Genomic DNA, 19,949 nt, shown 5'->3' with positions numbered 1-19,949 from the left:
GGCCAAGGCGCTTTTCGTGCCCCAGCCTTTGATTTTTTCTCTGTTTGCAGATCAGATAATCAATGATGCATCATCTCATGCGCAATATCTTTGCCGCTGAGTGAAGAAGCATAATATGTTGGCCAGTTCGTAACTTCTTTAAGCAAAGCCGCACGATCATTGCCCCAATAGAGGTGATAGTGATCAGCCTTTTCTGGTGCGATGCGGTGATCACTAAACTGCATATAGTCAGGCGCTGTGCTATCGCCTTCGACCTTTTTAAAGATAAAGCGAACGCCGCGATTGCCCTTGGCATAGGTTAGAATCTCATAGCCATCGCTTACATATTTGCCAGATGAGGCCTTGCCCCCTTTATAAAAGGACACTTCATCACCCTTGATAACGATACGGTCAACATCCGTCCGATAACCGATTTCATAATAATCGCTGTATTCTTTGGCACTCTTATCGCCATGCTCTGCCTTATGCGCAAATACCGCATCAAGCGTGCCATCCTTCAGATGAGGATAGACTGACTGCCAATCGCCCTCCCAATCGGACAACTTGCGGTCTTTGACCTGATTATCCTCGAAATAGCCGTTGTAAACATTCTTATCCTGCTTAGGGGCGTGATCATGAGAATGATTGTGACTGGACACCGCTTTTTCCTTTGTCTCTGCCAGGGCCGGAGCTGAAACAACCATAGCCGCGCAAAAGCCAAGCGAAGCAAGTAATTTTACCATATCTGTTCTCTCTCTTGCATCAATTTGTTATGTAATATCGTTACATAATTGGCATAAGCGCTCCTATCGCGGCTGACAAGCCTAACGTTCACTCGGGCGGCAATTTATTGGGTGTTTTTGCACAAAAGAAAATGCGAACCTGTGCAATATCAACGATAACGCAAGCGTGCGTTCTGTGATCAAGCAGGAGCAATTTCGATTGCAACTTAGATAAACAAAAACCCGCAACTTGCGGGCTTTATCTTATTCCGGCTTTGGCTTGCTGTCCGAATGTCCGAGATCACGATCAGGCCAGACTAGATCGCGCACGCGCTGCTTCAACACCTTGGCTTCGGGAAAACCACCATCACGCTTGCGCTCCCAGATCAATTCGTCCTGACCGTTCTGCATATAAAGATGAATTTCAAACACGCCACCGGTGCCGGGCCGCAGCGCCACCTCACTCAAGTCCTGTCCGAACGTTTGCAACAACTCCTGCGCCAGCCACGCTGCCCGCAGCATCCAATTGCATTGCGTGCAATAGGTGATGGAGATTGCGGGAAACATTTTCAGTACCTCCGTCTTACTTCGTTCCGGTCACCGTAACAAAGACTCGATAAACCTTGTCAAACTTCTCAATATCGTATGGCAAATCAGGCAAATCAGCAGGAAACTGTCCCACGCATTTTCGCCATAGTTTCACATAAGAATTGCACTTGGCCCAGCCTCTCTTGGATTCTTTACCACGAAGCTTCAGAAAATTGACTTTGATGGCATTTCGGTCGTCTGATGGGAAAGTACTCAGCTTTTCAACAAAGGGATAAGTTGCTCCCGCATAATCCAGCAAAACTTGCGCAGATGACTTCTTCAAGATGAAGGAATATGCATCTTGCGCGGCGTTTTCTAGAGCAGGCAAGTGATAATCCAACCACTGCCAAGCTTGCTGCTCTTTCGTTCGGCGGCTTTCGTCTTGCTTCTCTGATCGGTTCATAAAAAGATTTAGGGCTGAGTTTAAGAACTCGATTGCAGCTCTCAGCAGTCCAAACATAAATATCTCCTTTAAAGATAATAAAGTAATATTATAAAAAAGAAGAGGCGCCGAAGCGCCTCTTTAAAACAAACCCAGGATCAATCATCACCCATCTTGAGGGCCTGAATGAAGGCCTCTTGCGGGATTTCCACCTTGCCGAACTGGCGCATGCGCTTTTTGCCTTCCTTCTGCTTGTCCAGAAGTTTGCGCTTACGCGAAATATCGCCACCGTAGCACTTGGCCGTCACGTCCTTGCGCAGGGCCGAAATGGTTTCGCGCGCAACGATACGGCCACCAATGGCTGCCTGAATCGGTATCTTGAACATATGCTGCGGGATCAGCTCTTTGAGCTTTTCACACAACGCGCGGCCACGCTTTTCAGCAGCCGAACGGTGAACCAGCATCGAAAGCGCGTCAACCGGCTCTTCATTCACCAAGATCGACATCTTAACCAGATCGCCTTCACGGTAATCCGAGAGGTTATAGTCGAACGAAGCATAGCCCTTCGAGATCGATTTCAGGCGATCATAGAAATCGAACACGACTTCGTTGAGCGGCAGATCATAGGTGATCATCGCACGCGGGCCAACATAGGTCAGATCGATCTGGAGGCCACGACGTTCCTGACAGAGCTTCATGATCGCACCGAGATAATCATCTGGCGTCATGATGGTTGCGCGAATCCACGGTTCTTCAATCGCTTCGATCTTGACCACATCCGGCATATCAGCCGGATTGTGCAGCTCTTTCTGCGAACCGTCCTGCATATTCAGGCGATAGACAACCGAAGGCGCCGTCGTGATCAGGTCGAGATCAAACTCACGCTCAAGACGTTCCTGAATAATTTCAAGATGCAGAAGCCCGAGGAACCCGCAGCGGAAGCCAAAACCCAGTGCCGCAGAGGTTTCCATCTCAAACGAGAACGACGCATCATTGAGACGCAGCTTGCCCATCGCAGCGCGCAGGTCTTCAAAGTCGGCAGCATCAACCGGGAACAATCCACAGAACACAACCGGCTGCGCAGGCTTGAAACCGGACAGAGCCTTTTCGGTCGGGCGGCGGTCTTCGGTGATCGTATCACCGACGCGGGTATCCGCCACTTCCTTGATGGAAGCGGTGATGAAGCCCAGTTCACCCGGTCCGAGTTCATCCATCTGAACCATTTTCGGCGTGAAGACGCCGGTGCGTTCAACCGGATATTTCGCGCCTGTACCCATCATGCGGATGGTCTGGCCCTTTTTCAGCACACCGTCGATGACGCGGACCAGCACGATAACGCCCAAGTAACTGTCATACCAGCTATCCACCAGCATGGCTTTCAGCGGTGCGTTACGATCGCCCTCTTTCGGCGGCGGCAGCTGCTCGACGATCGCTTCCAGCACATCAGGAATACCGAGGCCAGTTTTGGCCGAAATCATTACGGCCTTGCTTGCATCAATGCCGATCACTTCTTCGATCTGGCTCTGAACCCGCTCAGGCTCGGCTGCGGGAAGATCGACCTTGTTCAGAACCACCACGATCTCGTGGTTGTTGTCGATGGCCTGATAGACATTGGCCAGCGTCTGCGCTTCCACGCCCTGTGAGGCATCCACCACCAGGAGCGAGCCTTCGCACGCAGCCAGCGAACGCGAAACTTCATAGGCGAAGTCGACGTGTCCGGGGGTGTCGATAAGGTTCAGCACATAGTCCTCGCCGTTCTTCGCCTTATAGGTAAGACGAACGGTCTGGGCTTTGATGGTGATGCCGCGCTCGCGCTCGATATCCATCGAGTCGAGGACCTGGTCCTTCATCTCACGCGTGTCCAGCCCGCCGGTCAATTGAATGAGGCGGTCGGCCAGCGTCGATTTGCCGTGGTCGATATGGGCGACGATCGAAAAATTGCGAATATGGTCAAGTGGTGTGCTCATGCGCGCGATTTACCAGTAAGCCGCGAAATCTCAAAGCGGTATTGCGCGTTTAATACGGGAAAAGCGGCCTTTGTCGCAATCGTGACAACAAGTCCCCTTTGCGTTGTTGCCAAAAGGCGATAAATCACCGTCAGAAAACATGCCGTAATCATCATGTCCGGCACTATAATAAGGCTTTCATGCAGGAGTTCAGGATGAAGACCGAACCGAACGAAGTTCACAACAGACCAAAACTGGTCACCGTTTTCGGCGGCTCTGGCTTTGTTGGGCGCGCGGTCGTAGCCAGCCTCACCAAGCGTGGCTATCGTGTGCGCGTTGCCGTGCGCAAGCCGGAGATTGCTTATTATATGGCGCCACTCGGCAATGTCGGCCAGATTCAGATGGTTCAGGCCAATGTACGCCATCGCGGCTCGGTTGAGCGCGCCATCATGGGTGCAGATCACGTCATCAATCTCGTTGGCATTCTTGCTGAAGGCGGCAAGCAGCGCTTCAACAGCGTTCAAGTGCTGGGTGCAAAGAACATCGCCGAAGCCACAAAGGCAGCGGGCCTCAAGCTGACGCATCTTTCGTCACTGGCGGCCGATGCCAATTCGAAGTCTGACTACGCCCGCACCAAGGCAGAGGGCGAAAAGGCGGTTCTTTCGGTCCTGCCGGATACAGTTATCCTGCGTCCGTCGATCATTTTCGGCCATGAAGACCGCTTCTTCAACCGCTTCGCCAATATGGCGCGCTTCTCGCCGTTCCTTCCGGTTATCGGCGGCGGCGAAACAAAACTTCAGCCAGTCTATGTCGGCGATGTTGCGGAAGCTGTTGCACACGCCGTTGATGGCAAGCTGACACCGGGTGCGGTTTATGAACTGGGCGGTCCAGACGTACAGCCATTCAAGAACTGGATGAAAGATATGCTCGGCGTCATCGCCCGCAAGCGCATCATCATCTCTATGCCCTGGTGGGTGGCTCGCCTTCAGGCATCGGTTCTTAGCTTGCTGCCAAATCCTTTGCTCACCAATGATCAGGTGACATTGCTGAAATCAGACAATGTGGTTTCGGAAAAAGCCACCAAGGAAGGGCGCACGCTTCAGGGCATGGGCATTCAGCCAGAAGCGGTGGATGCAATCCTTCCCGCCTATCTCTGGCGCTATCGCGTTGCCGGTCAGTATACCAAGACCGGGTTTGCGTGAGTATCGATGCAGATAAGACAAAGGGGCCGAAAGGCCCCTTTTCTTTTATGCGCTCTTTTCGGCTTACCCCCAAATCAATAGGGCAGCCATTCCAAGTGCGCCGACAATCAGACGCCACCATGCAAACAGTTTGAAACCGTGGCGCGAGACATAATCAAGTAGGTGCTTCACGACGAATACGCCTGAAATAAAGGCCATAATGAAGCCAACGACAATCTGCGCTGTGTCGTTGAACGAGAGCATGCTGTGGCTTTTATAAAGGTCATAGGCAAAAGCGCCGGCCATGGTTGGCATGGCGAGGAAGAATGAAAACTCCGCCGCTGATCGTTTGTCAGCACCGAGCAGAAGCGCACCAACAATGGTCGAACCTGAGCGCGATACGCCGGGGATCATGGCAAGGCACTGCACAAAGCCAATCGCCAGACAAATCGGCAGCGGATAATCCATCACATCACGATAACGCGGATTGAGATTCAACTGATCAACCCACAAAAGAATGAAACCGCCAATGATCAGCATGATGCAGATCAGCATCGGTGTTTCAAACAGCACGCTCTTGATAAAGCCGTGCGCCATTGCGCCAATGACAGCGGCTGGCAGAAACGCCACCAGAATACCCAGTACAAAGCGGCGTGTGCGCGCATCACGTGGGAAATCGGTCAGGATTTTGAGAAGCTTTGCCGAATAGACACTCAGGATTGCAAGGATCGCACCGAGCTGAATGAGCACTTCAAAGGTCTTGCCAGTTGATTCAAAGCCCAGAAAATGGCCGATCAGCAGCAGATGGCCTGTTGAGGAAACGGGGATGAATTCCGTCAAACCTTCGATAAGACCGAGAAAAGCGGCTTCCAGAAGATTATAAATTTCCATGAAGTCAGTACCTTAGAAGGTGGCAGGATAAAAATGGCGCATCTTGACGAGCTGTTAAGCATGAAAGTGCTACAATAAACGCTTCCAGCGATTGCTTGTCTCAGTCAAGCATAGCACCTATAAACTAAACATTCCGTTGAGGTGGCTCGAATCGCCTGACAGCAGAAATAAACTGCTGCCAGTGCAAATGCTAGCCACAGGCCTTCATCGGAGATCACTTAAAGCTTGTCAGTCGAGAGTACCGCGTCGATTATGCTTACGCTTTTTCATCATCCTATGTCTTCAGGCTCACGCTATGTGCGGCTTATTCTCGGTGAATATGATGTTGAAGCCGAACTGATTGAGGAGCGTCCCTGGTCGCGCCGCAAGGAATTTCTGGCGCTCAACCCTGCAGCCACGCTTCCTGTCTTATTGGCTGAACGCGATCTGCCGGTTGTTGGTGCAACCGTCATTGCAGAATATCTTGATGAAACACGCGGCGCCTTGAAACGCAGTCGTCGTCTTTTGCCCGAAAGCCCTATGGAACGCGCAGAAGTGCGCCGTCTTGTCGACTGGTTTCTGCTCAAACTCGAAAACGAAGTCACCCGCCACATCGCGCGTGAACGCGTATTCAAGCTTCAGATGGCCGATGAAATGGGCGGCAGTGCACCCGATTCGACAGCGATCCGTGCCGCGCGCACCAATATCCGCCAGCATATGAAGTATATCGATTGGCTCGCCGCAACACGCGACTGGCTGGCAGGCGGTCATCCCAGTTATGCTGATATGGCAGCAGCAGCATCCATCTCCGTGCTCGACTATCTTGGCGAAATCGAATGGGGGGAGACAAAAGCCGCGCGCGACTGGTACGCTCGCATGAAATCGCGCCCAGCTTTCCGCCCGTTGCTGGCCGATCGTGTACGCGGACTAGCTCCAGTGGCTCATTATGGCGACCTCGACTTCTGACTCTAAAGAGCTAAAGCTTAAGCGCTTTCTGATTGAAGAAGCGAAGGCGGTGGGCTTTGATGCGGTGGCTTTCACGTCACCGGATGCAATTCCGCAAGCACCGCAACGTCTTCGGCAATATATTGCCGATGGCCATCACGCCGATATGCTGTGGATGGAAGAAACCGAAGATCGTCGGGCAAACCCCAGCGTTCTCTGGCCAGAGGTTCGCTCGATCATGATGCTGGCCATGAATTACGGTCCCGACAGCAATCCGCTCAGTATTCTTGATCATAAAGACCGGGCGGCAATCTCGGTCTATGCGCAAAACCGCGATTATCACGACATCATCAAGGGCAAGCTCAAGCACATTGCCAGCCGCTTTGCCGCACGTGCCGGGCAGGACGTAAAAGTCTTTGTCGATACGGCACCTGTGATGGAAAAGCCGCTGGCGCAGGCCGCTGGCCTTGGCTGGCAGGGCAAACACACCAATCTGGTCAGCCGTGAACTCGGTTCCTGGCTATTTCTTGGGTCGATCTTCACAACGGCTGACATTCCGCCCGATGAGCCGGATCGCGATCATTGCGGTTCCTGCCGTGCCTGTCTCGATGCCTGCCCGACCAAGGCTTTCCCCTCGCCTTACCGGATTGATGCGGGACGCTGCATTTCCTATCTCACCATCGAGAACAAAGGGCCCATTCCGCACGAATTTCGCAAAGCCATGGGCAACCGCATCTATGGTTGCGATGATTGCCTCTCGGTTTGCCCGTGGAACAAGTTTGCGCAGGCAACCAGCGAAATGAAGCTGAAAGCGCGTGACGATCTCAAGGCTCCAAAGCTTGCTGATTTTCTTGCACTCGATGATCCAGCCTTCCGCACACTGTTTTCCGGTTCTCCCGTCAAACGGATCGGTCGCGACCGTTTTCTGCGCAATGTACTGATCGCAACCGGCAATTCGCAAGACCCGGCATTGCTCAACCAGGTCGAATTGCTGCTCAATGACCCGGCCCCCATTGTGCGGGGCGCAGCCGTCTGGGCGCTCAAACAGCTCGCCGCAAAAGATCGCTTTACAAATTTACGGAAACGTCTGGCATCGCACGAAGAGGATGATACGGTACGCACAGAATGGATATTGGAGGAGAGCTGACATGCGTATTTTTCTGTTTGGAGCCGGTTATTCTGCGAGAGCTTTTTCACGCCTGATGACCGGAGAGGCAGAGCGCATTGATGGCACCACCCGCCATGAACAGAATTTCGCGATGCTTGAAAAAGCGGGTATTGCGCCCATCGTTTTTGATGGCGAAACCGCCTCGCCTGATCTGATCGACCGGCTCGCCAAATCAACCCATGTCGTGATCTCGATCTCGCCACGCGAAAACGGTGATCCATCCCTTGCCATTGTCGAAGAAGCACTTCGGCGGCCCGGCAACACCATCCGCTGGATCGGCTATTTGTCGACTGTGGGTGTTTACGGCAATCACGATGGCAACTGGATTGACGAAACCGCTGAATGCGCGCCTGCATCCCGCCGCTCACTGGAACGGATCGAAGCAGAGAACGCATGGGAAGCGTTGAGCGAGCGCCATGGAACGCCTGTCGCACTTTTACGCCTGTCGGGCATTTATGGTCCGGGCCGCAACGCCTTCATCAATCTTGAAAACGGCACCGCCCGCCGGATCATTAAGGACGGTCAGGTCTTCAATCGTATTCATGTCGAAGATATTGCCGGAAGTCTGCGCTTTCTGGCAGGCACCAATAGCGGCGGCACTTTCAACATCACTGATAATGAACCTGCGCCGCCGCAGGATGTCGTGGTCTATGCTGCGGAACTGATGGGCGTTGTTCCACCGCCAGAAGTTTCCTTCGCAGACGCCGATATGACGCCGATGGCGCGGTCCTTTTATGGCGAGAACAAGCGCGTTTCAAACCGTCGGATAAAAGATCTTGGCTACACATTCCTCTATCCTGATTATAAAATAGCGTTTTCCGCCATGTGGAACGAGAAAACATGGCGCTGATTGCCGTTTGAATAAAGGCAAAGCATAATTCTGCACATTGGTTCGAATGATTCGAACAAAAGTTTTTGGGAACGGCCCGATGGATAAGAAATCCACGTCAAAATTCTGGTCACGCTTCATCCTTGCAACCTGTCTTTCGGCGATGATTGCCCCGAACCTCGCGCAGAAGGTACAGGCGCAGGACATACCCGCCAAACAAGCCTTCGGCGGCAAGAAACTTCCCGTTCTCGCACAAGAGCCGCAATCGATTGGCTTTTATGCCAAGGGCTGCTTGGCAGGTGCCGTCGCGCTTCCCGTCGATGGTCCGAACTGGCAGGTGATGCGGCTTTCGCGCAATCGCAACTGGGGACACCCACGCACGATTGCCCTTCTGGAGAAGCTCTCGCGTGATGCAGCAAAAGACGGCTGGCCGGGTCTTCTGGTCGGCGATATTTCGCAGCCACGTGGTGGCCCCATGCTGACGGGCCATGCCTCGCATCAGGTCGGGCTGGATGCCGATATCTGGCTCACACCCATGCCGAAGAAGCGCTTTACGGATGCAGAACGCGAAAGCGTGTCGGCTGTATCGATGCTTAAAAACGATTCCCTTTATGTTGATCCCCAAAAATGGACACCCGCCCGGACGGCATTGATCCGGCATGCGGCAAGCTATCCTGAAGTCGAACGCATTTTTGTGCATCCCGGCATCAAGAAGCAGCTTTGCGACACCGTAACAGGAGACCGCAGCTGGCTTGGCAAGGTGCGCCCCTACTGGGGCCATTTTTATCATTTCCACGTCAGACTGTATTGCCAGCCGGGATCGCCCGATTGCAAACCACAGCCAAAGGTGGCTGCGGGTGACGGTTGCGACAAATCGCTGGCATGGTGGTTTACGGATGAACCGTGGAAGCCAGCCAAACCTTCGAAAGAACCACCCAAGAAGCCAAAGCCGGTCATGGTATCCGACTTGCCAAAGACCTGTGCGGCGGTGCTCGCTGGCCCTTCGCCCGATTCAATCGCTGATGTGATCTATGGGGCAAACTAGTATCTGTTGAGAATTAGGGTCTGGAGCGTGTATTAGAAAACATGCTTTTCACTGCCCCTTAGCTTCGCTATAGGCTTTAACCGATTTAAAATGCAAATGACAAGGTTATCAACCTCATGACGAAACGCCTGCGCATTGCACTGATTGCTCACGATCTGAAAAAAGACGAGATGGTTGCTTTCGCGCGTAACCATGAAAAGGCTTTGTCGCATTATGATATCGTGGCCACCGGAACCACAGGTGGACTCATTCAGGAAGCATGTCCAACGCTTAATATTCATCGCGTCAAAAGCGGCCCGCTTGGCGGCGACCAGCAGATTGGTGCAATGATTGCGGAAGGCACGGTGCAGGCCCTGATCTTCTTCATCGATCCGCTCTCGCCACTCCCGCATGATGTCGATGTAAAAGCCCTCACACGATTGGGCAGCGTCTATGACATCCCAATGGCCCTTAATCCTGCCACCGCTGAGAAGCTCGTGCGCGTCCTGGATTAAACCCATTTCGCAGCCACGAGCCGCGCATAATAAGAAAAAATGAAATAACAAGGCACACCATGATCAACGCTGACCAGAGTTTCAAGTTTCCCGTCCTCGTCGGCGATATTGGTGGAACCAATGCCCGCTTTGCGCTGCTTATTGATTCTCATGCAGAGCCAAAAGAATTTCCTGTGGTGCAGACTGCAGATTATGCAACAATTGACGATGCGATTGAGCAGACCGTGCTCAACCATACTTCCGTTCGCCCCCGCTCTGCCATTTTGGCAGTTGCCGGGCCCGTCGATGGTGACGAAATTGATCTAACCAATTGCGATTGGGTTGTGCGTCCAAAACAAATGATCGCCAATCTTGGTTTTGAAGACGTGACCGTGCTCAATGATTTTGAAGCACAGGCACTTGCCGTTGTTTCAATTGAAAAAGAATATCTGCATCAGATTGGCGGGCATGATGAAGAAATCATTGCAACCCGCGTTGTGCTTGGACCGGGCACAGGGCTTGGCGTTGCGGGTCTGGTGCGCACGACGAAAGCCTGGGTTCCGGTTCCCGGCGAAGGGGGGCACATTGATATTGGTCCGCGCAGCGAACGCGATTATCAGGTCTTCCCGCATATCGAAACCATCGAAGGGCGTGTTGCGGCAGAGCAGATTCTGTGTGGGCGTGGTCTGCGCAATCTCTATCTTGCAGTCTGCGCGGCAGATAAAATAACACCCGTTTTGGACACACCGCCGGACATAACCGCGGCCGGTCTGGACGGCAGCAATCCACAAGCAGTGGAAACGCTTGAACTTTTTGTGACCTATCTGGGCCGTATCGCAGGCGATTTAGCCCTCATCTTCAAGGCACATGGCGGTGTCTATCTTTCGGGCGGCATTCCGCAGCGCATTCTTTCCGCGCTACAGGCAGGATCGTTCCGCGCAGCCTTTGAAGACAAGGCTCCGCATACGCATTTCATGCGCGATATTCCGGTTCGTGTGGTCGTGCATCCGCTTGCAGCGCTCAGTGGACTATCGGCCTTTGCCCGTACCCCAACGCGATTTGAGGTTTCAACCCATGGCCGCCGCTGGCGCAGAGCCTGAGCCAATGCTCTTTCTCAGGCCCAGATTTTTCTGAGGCATAGTCAAGCGGCGAAGATAAGGATATAGAAGCGCTGCAATGAATTGTTCCATTGCAGCCTTTGTCGTTTCCTGTCCAAAGAGACACGCGAAAATGCATGATCAACGACAGCCAGCGGCTGACAGATAAAAAGCACTTTGCCCGTGAGTCTACTCAAGAAGAAAAAAAAGAAAATCGATCCGAGCGAAGCCACACGCGTCATTCGTCGCATGATGTCGGAAAACGCGAGCCAGTATAAGGCAAGCTACGCGATCGCGATTGCTGCTTCTCTGCTGGTTGGCGCTTCCAATGGCGCGCTGGCCTATATGATGAAACCGATGATCGACAAGATTTTCTATGAGCAGAAGATCAGTCTTATCTGGGTTATCTGCGGCGCGATTCTCGGGATTTTCGTGCTTCGTGGACTTTCGAGTTATATTCAGGCTGTCGAGTTGGCCAAGATCGGCAACAACCTCGTTGCGCGCTATCAGAAGCGCATCTTCGACCATCTGCTTAAACTCGGCCTCGACTTTTATAATGATACGCGTTCGGGCCATCTTGCAGCCCAGATCAATCAGAACGTGAACGGCATCCGCGATTTGCTCAACATGACAATCACGTCGATTGCGCGCGACTTCGTTGCGCTGATCGGTCTTATCGGCATGATGTTTTATACCGATCCGTTTATGTCGACAGTGGTTTTTCTCATCGGTCCGCCACTTGTTCTGGCCGTTTCCTATATTTCACGCCGCATCCGATCTGTGACCCGTGATCTTGTCCACCTCAACTCCCATCTTCTGGGAGCCATGCAGGAAACCGTGCAGGGTGTCGCCATTGTGAAAGCCTTCACGATGGAAGACCAGCTCCGTGGCAAGATCAGCACGCTCATTGATCAGGCCGAAAACCGCAGCAACAAGATTGCCCGCGTTTCCGAACGCACAACGCCTATTGCGGAAATTCTGGCAGGGTTCGCCATTGCCGGTGTGCTGGCCTATAGCGGCTATAATGCGATTCTCAATCAGCAGCCGCCCGGCTCTATGTTTGCCTTCATCACCGCCTTGTTGCTGGCCTATGACCCGGCACGCCGTCTTGCCCGTTTACAGGTTGGTCTTGAGCGCGCGCTGGTGAATGCACGCATGATCTATGAAGTGCTGGATATTGAACCCAATCAGGGGGATGCGCCGGATGCAGTGGCTCTCAAGCCCGGCAAAGGCGAAATCGATTTTCAGAATGTCCACTTTGCCTACAGCGATGTGGCACCGGTTCTGCATGGTGTGAGTTTTACCGCCAAAGCAGGCCAAACGACCGCCATTGTCGGAGCATCGGGAGCAGGTAAGTCCACCCTCATCAATCTCGTACAGCGATTTTACGATCTGACAGACGGCAGCATCCTGTTCGATGGGCAGGATATCGCCAAAGTCACAAAAGACTCGCTGCGCCATGCGATAGCTTATGTTTCACAGCAGCCTTATCTGTTTGAAGGTTCGATTGCCGATAATATCCGCTACGGACGCCCCGATGCGACACAGGAAGAAATTATCGAAGCGGCAAAACTTGCCAATGCGCATGAGTTCATTCTACAGCAGCCGCAGGGCTACGATACGCCGGTCGGTGAAAACGGTGTGACGCTCTCCGGTGGCCAGCGCCAGCGCGTGTCGATTGCGCGTGCTATTGTGCGGGATGCGCCTGTGCTTCTGCTCGACGAAGCGACATCCGCACTCGATAATGAGTCAGAAAAGCGTGTGCAGCAGGCACTTGATCACATCATGCATGAGCGCACCACGATCGTGATCGCGCATCGTCTTTCCACTGTTGTTAACGCGGATCGCATCATTGTCATGGAAGCTGGTCATGTGGTTGAAGACGGTCGTCATGACGACCTGATCAAGATACAAAACGGCGTCTATGCCCGCTTCTATCAGCTTCAGAGCGGCAAGGATGACATGCTCATCGGGAACAATGGCACAGAGGAAAAGTCCAATGGCTGATAGTGCAGAAACCGGGCTCGTTGTTGTGGGCGCCAATGGGCGTATGGGACAGGCTCTCATTCGCGCCATCCAGGCAATTGACGGTGCGCGTCTCACTGGCGCTATTGCGCGTCCCGGCTCGCCATATCTTGGCAAAGACGCAGGCGACGTTGCAGGCGTGGGCACGCTCGGTGTCGCGATCACCGATGATCCGCTACCGGTTTTTGCAAAGGCGCAGGGCGTACTCGATTTCACCACACCAGCAACAACGCTCAATTATGCAGGCCTCGCTGCGCAAGCACGTATCGTACATATTATCGGCACCACGGGCCTTTCCAACGAAGACGAAGAAAAGATCAGCGCCGCAGCGCGCCATGCGACAATCGTCAAATCCGGAAATATGAGCCTCGGCGTCAATTTGCTGTCGGGCCTCGTGAAAAAGGCGGCTCAGGCACTTGGCCCTGAAGATTTCGACATCGAAATCCTTGAAATGCACCACAAGCACAAGGTTGACGCGCCGTCCGGCACCGCCCTTCTGCTTGGTGAAGCCGCAGCGCAAGGTCGCGCAATCAATCTTCTCGATAAAAGCGTGCGCGTGCGCGACGGTCATACCGGGGCACGTGAACAGGGCACAATCGGCTTTGCGACGCTGCGCGGCGGCTCGGTTATCGGCGATCATGAGGTGATATTTGCTGGAGAGGGTGAGCGCATCACCTTGGCTCACCATGCTCAGGACCGCACGATCTTTGCGCGCGGCGCTGTGAAAGCAGCACTTTGGGCGCACGGCAAGAAACCCGGCCTTTATTCCATGCTCGATGTTCTCGGGCTAAACGACTAACTGATCTTTCATCCCAACGGAGTGCTGCGATGTCTCGTACCCTCGTCCTGGTCCGCCACGGCCAAAGCGAATGGAATCTGAAAAACCTTTTTACCGGCTGGCGCGATCCGGGCCTCACCGAACAGGGCCATGCCGAAGCGAAAGCTGCAGGTCAGCGTTTGAAGGCCGCCGGCCTCAAGTTTGACCTCGCATACACTTCGGCTCTGTCGCGTGCGCAGGTCACCTGCCAGCACATTCTCGACGAACTCGGCCAGTCCGGCCTCGAAACAATCCGCAATCAGGCCTTGAACGAACGCGATTATGGCGATCTCTCGGGCCTCAACAAGGACGATGCCCGCGCAAAGTGGGGCGAAGAGCAGGTTCACATCTGGCGCCGCTCTTACGACGTCCCTCCTCCAGGTGGCGAAAGCCTGAAGGACACCGGCGCACGCGTCTGGCCTTATTACCTGCACACCATCCAGCCGCATGTGCTGCGTGGCGAAACCATTCTGGTTGCCGCCCACGGCAATTCGTTACGCGCGCTCATCATGGCGCTTGATGGCCTGACACCGGAAGAGATCCTCAAGCAGGAACTCAATACGGGCGTTCCAATCATCTACAAGCTGAACGCCGATTCGACAGTCGCTTCCAAGGAAGTGCTTTCAGCATAATGATTTTTCGGGCGCGGCTGACTTTATGCGCCGCGCCTGATCTTTGTTTTCATCTCGGTTCTCTGGTCTTTTTCAGCCTTCGCGACAGGAATGTGAAAAAAAGCTGATTGAAGTGCGAAATCGCGATTGACACAGACAGGCGGACCCCTTAGATCGGTCCTCGTCGCCCAGATGGCGGAATTGGTAGACGCACCAGCTTCAGGTGCTGGCGCTCGCAAGGGCGTGGAGGTTCGAGTCCTCTTCTGGGCACCATACCTAAGTCTTCAGACCGCTACCAAGGTCCAGAAGCACCCCAAAAAGCCCGCGCAAGCGGGCTTTTTTGTATCTTCCAGTCTGACACCGTCCGATTGCATCCGAGAAATTTGTTGGTATCGAGCCAAATACCAACAAATTCTGGAAAAGTGATACCAACAATGGCGCTGACCGACACGGCAATTAAGGCTTTAAAACAAGGTGTTAGCGCCAGAAAATACAGCGACGCCAATGGCCTGTTTTTGTTGGTACAGTCTAGCTTCACAGCATTGGCCGATGAACTGCTGGACAAAAACGCTGGCTAGTAAGCCTAGCGATAAGCGACTTGGGAGACAAACAACTAACGGAAATATCGGCAACGGCTATTCTGTTCGCTTAATAAATGCAGTTCAACTGCCTGTGATACGACAGTGACTAAGGCTTAGCTACAAGCCCATGTTGATGCAAAACCAGCGCCACCGCGCCCAGCACGGTATCATCATTGCGCAGAAACTTGCCAATGATGAAGTTTGGTTTGCGAACGTGCGGCGCATGCGCCGGTGGGCGCACAGCATGCTTTTCAAAATTCTGCTCCACTGCACGCAGAAAGCCAGGACCAATTGCAGCAATCTTGCCAGCAATTATGATATCTGGAGGGCTCAGTATAGTGGACGTGATGCCAATCGCCCAGCCCGCCATTTCAGCGGCATCCTGAATGAGCCGATCATAAGGCGGCACACCTGTTTGTGCATTTTTTATAAATTCGTCGAATGAAAGCCTCTCACCTGTAGCCTGCTCAGCCATCAGCATCAGATTAAAGCCACCAGCATAGGTTTCCAAGCACCCCCTATTTCCGCATTTGCATAGGGGACCGTGAGGATTGAGAGAAATATGGCCAAACTCTGCCGCATTGCCATAAGCGCCTCGCTGAACAGCACCATCAATGACAATCGCGCCGCCAATGCCAAGGTCAAATTTATATAGAACAAAATTACTTAGGCCGATTGCAGCGCCCCAGGTCATTTCAGCAAGTGCACCGCAATGACTTTCATTTTCCGCAAAAAGTGGACATTCAATATGCGGGGCAAAAATCTGCGCAATATCAATTCCACACCAGGTCGGCAAAATTGATCCATTCAGCACGGTTCCTTCGTAAGAAACCGGAGCAGAAATAGCTAAGCCGACGCCCAGCAAATCACGAATTGTAATGCCGAGCTTTGCACATTCTACGACAAGCTGCTCTTGAACGCGGATTGCAGCCTCTTGCGGCGTATAATCTTCATGCATCTCGAACCAGACATCGGCGATGACATTATGACCAAGGTCGCAAACCGCAATGCGTATTTCTGAAAGGCCCAGCAAAACTCCCGCACAATAAGCCTGCGTCGGATTAAGAGAAATAATTTTGGTGGGGCGACCGAAACCGCCATTTCGTGTTTCAGTTTCAAAAATAATCGCGTTGATTTTCAGTTCAGTCAAAATGGTCGACACTGTCGAGCGGGCAAGGCCTGTCTTTTTTACAAGGTCCGTTGCACTCACTGAACCGACGCTGGCAATTGTCCGAAGAATTTTTCCAACTGGGGATTCGTAGTCGTCAAATATTTCTTTAAAACCAATCATCGCTCCTCCAGCCGTATCAATGGCGTGAATTCTCCATGCGCGCAACTTATTTCATTGTGGAAAAAATAAGATGGCTCTGCACGCTTTATAGCGATTTAAGGCTCACTTCCAAGTCTACTTATTTCGTTTATGAAAAAAGTATTGACATATTTGAATGATTTCGCGAGATTAATCAGGAGGTCAGGCCGATGGAGGAGCATCAGGATCCCTGATTTCAACATCATATATTTTGGTGATGTTCAGATATGGGATGGGTGAGAACCACCTGTTGCGAGGAGAAAGCGAATGCAAAAACTAACAGCAGTTCTAAAGTCTTTAAGCGTAACCAGCATACTTGCTATCGGCGTCGCAACGGCCCCTGCAAATGCCGAAAAACTGACAATCTGGACACTTAATTTCGATAATAATGCGTCCAACGTTGCCCTCAAAAAAGTAGCGACTGATTTTGAAGCAGCAAATCCCGGCATACGGGTTGATATTGTTCAGCGTGCAATTGATGAGCACAAGACCGCGCTACGTGTTGCTGCAGGTTCTAATCGCGGACCAGATATTTATTTCAGCTGGGCTGGCTTGGGCCTTGGCGGTGAATATGTCAAAGCAGGCTTATCGTTGCCGCTTGATAAATATTATACCGAGTACAAGTGGCAAGATGAATTGCTGCCAGCTTCAGCTGCGTTTGCAGACCTGTATGAAGGCGGCAAACACGGCGTTCCTTTCACTTTCAAAGGTGAGGCAGTTTACTACAATAAGAAGCTTTTTGAACAGGCAGGCATCACTGAAGAGCCAAAAAGCTACGCAGAGCTTCTTGCTGCTGCACAAAAACTCAAAGATGCCAGTATCCCCGCCTTTACCTTTGGTGGATCCGTTAACTGGCATGTCATGCGTCTGATGGACGTCATCCTCGAAACAAAATGCGGTGCAGAAAAGCATGATGCGCTAAAAGCGATGCAGGCAGACTGGGCAGTCGAGCCGTGCACGAAAGAGGCTTTTGACGAATTCGCAAAATGGACAAAGGATTACACACTCCAGCCATTCATGGGAATCGATAACAAACAGTCTTATAGTCTCTTTACTGCCGGGCGCGCGGCCATGATGCTGGAAGGAGACTGGCTGGTAAGCCAGTTAAAAGGCACAGGTGCGAACCTTGATGATTATGGCATCTTTCCATTCCCTACAGACACAAACCGCCTGTATGGATTTGGTGAGTATAATTACATCAGTTCAAAAAGCCCAAACCCTGATACGGCGGCTAAATTCCTTGATTATCTTTCGTCTACCCCGGTTCAACAGGACCTTGTCGGACAATTCAGCACCGTTTCAGTGAACAAGAATGTAAAATACGAAAACCAGCAGCCCCTTGAAGCTGAGTGGCTGGACATTTTTAATGATTACGGCTCCGTTTACATGAACGGCGACCAAGCATTTCCGCTGGATGTTACCACTGAATATTTCCGCGTCATCAACAGTGTGGCTGCTGGTGATATGACCTCCGATGAAGCGTCGACACAGATGCAGGCTTTCATCAAGGCTCGAAACTAATCCTCCCCGGATGCGAGCTGCCTGAGCTTGATCGCTCAGACAGCTCGCAGGGCCACAATCATCAAGGCAGTCTCATCATTGCCTGGAGGAAAGCATGTCGCTGAAAGCAATCACTCAGACACCGCGTATCCAAGCGTCCATTCTGCTCATCCCGGCTTTGGCGATATATGGCATATTCGCACTATATCCGATGCTGGATGTCATTGTTATGAGTTTCCAGAAATGGAACGGGCTTGATCCGGAGCGCCGGTTCGTGGGCCTCTCCAACTATTCTGCCATATTCACCAATGACCCCGTCTTCTGGGTTGCCTTCAAAAATACCATCATCTGGACATTGTTGAGCCTCGTAATACCTCCCTTCATAGGCTTGCTTCTGGCTTTGAGCCTCAATCAGAAAATATTTGGCCGCAACAGCCTGCGTGCAATATTCTACCTCCCAGTTATCATCGCCCCCATCGCTGTCGCGACGATGTGGAAGTGGATGTATGATCCGTTCTTCGGACTCTTTAATCAGTTGCTGACCAATTGGGGATTGCAGTCTTGGATTCAGGACTGGCTCGGCAACAAAAGCATCGCACTTTATTCCGTATTTGTTGCCTACATTTGGCAAACCGTTGGCTTCTCGATGGTTTTGTTTCTGGCTGGGCTTCAGAACGTATCGCAGACACTGGTGGAAGCCGCACGGATAGATGGCGCCGGACGCTGGGCAATTTTCAAGCATGTAACATTGCCTGCGCTTCGGCCGACGATGACTGTTGTTCTGGTGCTATCCATCATCTCCTCGCTCAAAGCATTTGACATTGTTTATGGCCTGACAGGTGGTGGCCCAGCGCAAGGCACACAAATGCTGGCACTTTGGGCGTTTACACAAGCTATGCAGATTTTCGACTTCGGGCGTGGCGCTGCAATTTCCGTCGTCTTGTTGTTAATCACGATGGCGATTGTTGTTCCATATCTGCGCTGGATGCAGAAGAATGAGGAGTTGGAATCGTGACCACCACTTCACTCTCTCAAGTTCCATCTAAGATGCGACGAGATCCAGTCCTGATCGGTTTGTGGATCAGCCTGTTACTGATCGCGGTCATCTGGATTGCTCCCTTTGTATTCATCGTCTTCACATCGTTGAAAACACCTGCCGCTGTCACAAGCACCGGCGCCTTCATGCCGCCTGTAGAATGGGCGTGGGGTAACTATTCGGGAGCATGGAACCGGGGCAGCTTTGCCAGTTCATTTTTTAACAGCGTTATCATCACCGCGATCAAGGTCCCAATTGGGCTGCTTATATCTGCCATGGCCGCTTATGCTTTGGCCAAGATAAAGCTCAAGCTCGGTAAGCTGTTACTTCTTATCGTGGTCTTTGGAACTATGATCCCATTTCAGGTCATGCTTGCTCCACTGTTCACACTCGTCAATTCATTTGGACTGATTGACACCTATATCGGCGTTATTCTTCCCTACATTGCATTCGGTGTACCTTATCAGGTCTTCATTCTACATGGGTTCTTCAGGGGAATTCCGAAAGAATTGTCTGAGGCTGCTCTGATTGATGGGGCAAGTCACTTCACCATTTTCCGGCGGATTTTTCTTCCTGTCTGCCTGCCTGTCCTCGCAGCGCTGTTCATTCTTGACTTCGTGTCGACGTGGAACGAGTTCGCGATGGCCCTTGTGCTTTTACAAGATCAGGGCATGTGGACGCTTCCACTGGGGCTGATGTCTTTTCAAGGCCAATTCTCCAGTGATTACGGGCAGTTAAATGCAGCAATTGTGATGACGGTCCTTCCCGCTACGATCGTCTATCTGATCTTTCAACGCTATTTCGTTTCTGGCCTGACCTCTGGCGCGGTCAAAGGCTGACGAGCA

20 protein-coding genes and 1 tRNA gene are annotated in these 19,949 nt (G+C 52.3%); 15 read left to right on the top strand and 6 right to left on the bottom strand.

Annotation, left to right across the window (positions count from 1 at the left end):
• Positions 1-59: 59 nt before the first annotated feature.
• From ABE530_RS01735 to lepA, 4 genes are all read right to left on the bottom strand, one after another.
• Positions 60-722, bottom strand: a complete 663-nt coding sequence (locus ABE530_RS01735; protein WP_499693394.1) for a ZinT family metal-binding protein — start codon at positions 720-722, stop codon at positions 60-62.
• A gap of 243 nt (positions 723-965) precedes the next feature.
• The gene (locus ABE530_RS01730) at positions 966-1,268 is read right to left on the bottom strand and encodes an Rdx family protein (RefSeq protein ID WP_265982892.1); all 303 of its coding nucleotides are present in this window, start codon (positions 1,266-1,268) and stop codon (positions 966-968) included.
• Positions 1,269-1,284: 16 nt separating this feature from the next.
• Complete coding sequence (locus tag ABE530_RS01725) at positions 1,285-1,749, bottom strand: hypothetical protein (protein ID WP_265982890.1); 465 nt, start codon at positions 1,747-1,749, stop codon at positions 1,285-1,287.
• Between the two features lie 80 nt (positions 1,750-1,829).
• Positions 1,830-3,638: a translation elongation factor 4 gene (gene lepA / locus ABE530_RS01720; protein WP_265982889.1), complete on the bottom strand. Its 1,809-nt coding sequence runs from the start codon at positions 3,636-3,638 to the stop codon at positions 1,830-1,832.
• A 194-nt stretch (positions 3,639-3,832) separates the two neighbouring features.
• Between lepA and ABE530_RS01715 the strand changes: the two genes are divergently transcribed.
• Positions 3,833-4,819: a complex I NDUFA9 subunit family protein gene (locus ABE530_RS01715; RefSeq protein WP_499693393.1), complete on the top strand. Its 987-nt coding sequence runs from the start codon at positions 3,833-3,835 to the stop codon at positions 4,817-4,819.
• Positions 4,820-4,882: 63 nt separating this feature from the next.
• Here the strand turns inward: ABE530_RS01715 and ABE530_RS01710 are convergent, their stop codons facing one another.
• A complete protein-coding gene (locus tag ABE530_RS01710) occupies positions 4,883-5,689 on the bottom strand; it encodes an undecaprenyl-diphosphate phosphatase (RefSeq protein ID WP_265982887.1) in 807 nt (268 codons plus the stop codon).
• Positions 5,690-5,941: 252 nt separating this feature from the next.
• Here ABE530_RS01710 and ABE530_RS01705 point away from each other — a divergent pair, with 252 nt between their 5' ends.
• The 11 genes from ABE530_RS01705 to ABE530_RS01655 all read left to right on the top strand — a co-directional run bounded on the left by ABE530_RS01705 (position 5,942) and on the right by ABE530_RS01655 (position 15,256).
• Positions 5,942-6,634, top strand: coding sequence for a glutathione S-transferase family protein (locus ABE530_RS01705; protein ID WP_265983836.1), 693 nt, complete (start codon positions 5,942-5,944; stop codon positions 6,632-6,634).
• A complete protein-coding gene (queG, locus tag ABE530_RS01700) occupies positions 6,615-7,760 on the top strand; it encodes a tRNA epoxyqueuosine(34) reductase QueG (protein WP_499693392.1) in 1,146 nt (381 codons plus the stop codon). Before ABE530_RS01705 ends, queG begins: the two co-directional genes overlap by 20 nt.
• Before the next feature lies 1 nt (position 7,761).
• Positions 7,762-8,631 (top strand): SDR family oxidoreductase, encoded by an 870-nt coding sequence (locus tag ABE530_RS01695; RefSeq protein WP_499693391.1) that lies wholly within the window; start codon positions 7,762-7,764, stop codon positions 8,629-8,631.
• A 79-nt stretch (positions 8,632-8,710) separates the two neighbouring features.
• The gene (gene mepA / locus ABE530_RS01690) at positions 8,711-9,655 is read left to right on the top strand and encodes a penicillin-insensitive murein endopeptidase (RefSeq protein WP_265982883.1); all 945 of its coding nucleotides are present in this window, start codon (positions 8,711-8,713) and stop codon (positions 9,653-9,655) included.
• A 116-nt stretch (positions 9,656-9,771) separates the two neighbouring features.
• Positions 9,772-10,149 (top strand): methylglyoxal synthase, encoded by a 378-nt coding sequence (locus tag ABE530_RS01685; protein ID WP_265982881.1) that lies wholly within the window; start codon positions 9,772-9,774, stop codon positions 10,147-10,149.
• A 59-nt stretch (positions 10,150-10,208) separates the two neighbouring features.
• The gene (locus ABE530_RS01680) at positions 10,209-11,228 is read left to right on the top strand and encodes a glucokinase (protein WP_499693390.1); all 1,020 of its coding nucleotides are present in this window, start codon (positions 10,209-10,211) and stop codon (positions 11,226-11,228) included.
• 180 nt (positions 11,229-11,408) lie between these two features.
• Positions 11,409-13,232: an ABC transporter ATP-binding protein gene (locus ABE530_RS01675; protein WP_499693389.1), complete on the top strand. Its 1,824-nt coding sequence runs from the start codon at positions 11,409-11,411 to the stop codon at positions 13,230-13,232.
• Entirely contained in the window at positions 13,225-14,049 is an 825-nt protein-coding gene (gene dapB, locus ABE530_RS01670; protein WP_499693388.1) for a 4-hydroxy-tetrahydrodipicolinate reductase, read from the top strand. Before ABE530_RS01675 ends, dapB begins: the two co-directional genes overlap by 8 nt.
• Positions 14,050-14,078: 29 nt before the next feature.
• Positions 14,079-14,699 (top strand): 2,3-bisphosphoglycerate-dependent phosphoglycerate mutase, encoded by a 621-nt coding sequence (locus tag ABE530_RS01665; RefSeq protein ID WP_265982877.1) that lies wholly within the window; start codon positions 14,079-14,081, stop codon positions 14,697-14,699.
• Between the two features lie 165 nt (positions 14,700-14,864).
• Positions 14,865-14,951, top strand: a tRNA-Leu gene (locus ABE530_RS01660).
• 161 nt (positions 14,952-15,112) lie between these two features.
• On the top strand, positions 15,113-15,256 hold the full coding sequence (locus ABE530_RS01655) for an Arm DNA-binding domain-containing protein (RefSeq protein ID WP_499693387.1): 144 nt from the start codon (positions 15,113-15,115) through the stop codon (positions 15,254-15,256).
• A 109-nt stretch (positions 15,257-15,365) separates the two neighbouring features.
• On the opposite strand, the gene ABE530_RS01650 is transcribed toward ABE530_RS01655, so the two are convergent.
• On the bottom strand, positions 15,366-16,550 hold the full coding sequence (locus ABE530_RS01650) for an ROK family transcriptional regulator (RefSeq protein ID WP_265982874.1): 1,185 nt from the start codon (positions 16,548-16,550) through the stop codon (positions 15,366-15,368).
• A 285-nt stretch (positions 16,551-16,835) separates the two neighbouring features.
• Here ABE530_RS01650 and ABE530_RS01645 point away from each other — a divergent pair, with 285 nt between their 5' ends.
• The 3 genes from ABE530_RS01645 (at position 16,836) to ABE530_RS01635 (ending at position 19,943) form a co-directional block, all read left to right on the top strand.
• On the top strand, positions 16,836-18,089 hold the full coding sequence (locus ABE530_RS01645) for an ABC transporter substrate-binding protein (RefSeq protein ID WP_265982872.1): 1,254 nt from the start codon (positions 16,836-16,838) through the stop codon (positions 18,087-18,089).
• Positions 18,090-18,183: 94 nt separating this feature from the next.
• Complete coding sequence (locus ABE530_RS01640; RefSeq protein WP_499693386.1) at positions 18,184-19,083, top strand: carbohydrate ABC transporter permease; 900 nt, start codon at positions 18,184-18,186, stop codon at positions 19,081-19,083.
• Positions 19,084-19,115: 32 nt separating this feature from the next.
• Complete coding sequence (locus ABE530_RS01635; RefSeq protein ID WP_265983835.1) at positions 19,116-19,943, top strand: carbohydrate ABC transporter permease; 828 nt, start codon at positions 19,116-19,118, stop codon at positions 19,941-19,943.
• The last annotated feature ends 6 nt before the right edge of the window (positions 19,944-19,949 follow it).

It is taken from the genome of Brucella sp. TWI559, assembly GCF_039674265.1.
GTDB lineage: Bacteria > Pseudomonadota > Alphaproteobacteria > Rhizobiales > Rhizobiaceae > Brucella > Brucella chromiisoli.
This window is presented reverse-complemented; position numbering and strand designations above follow the sequence as displayed.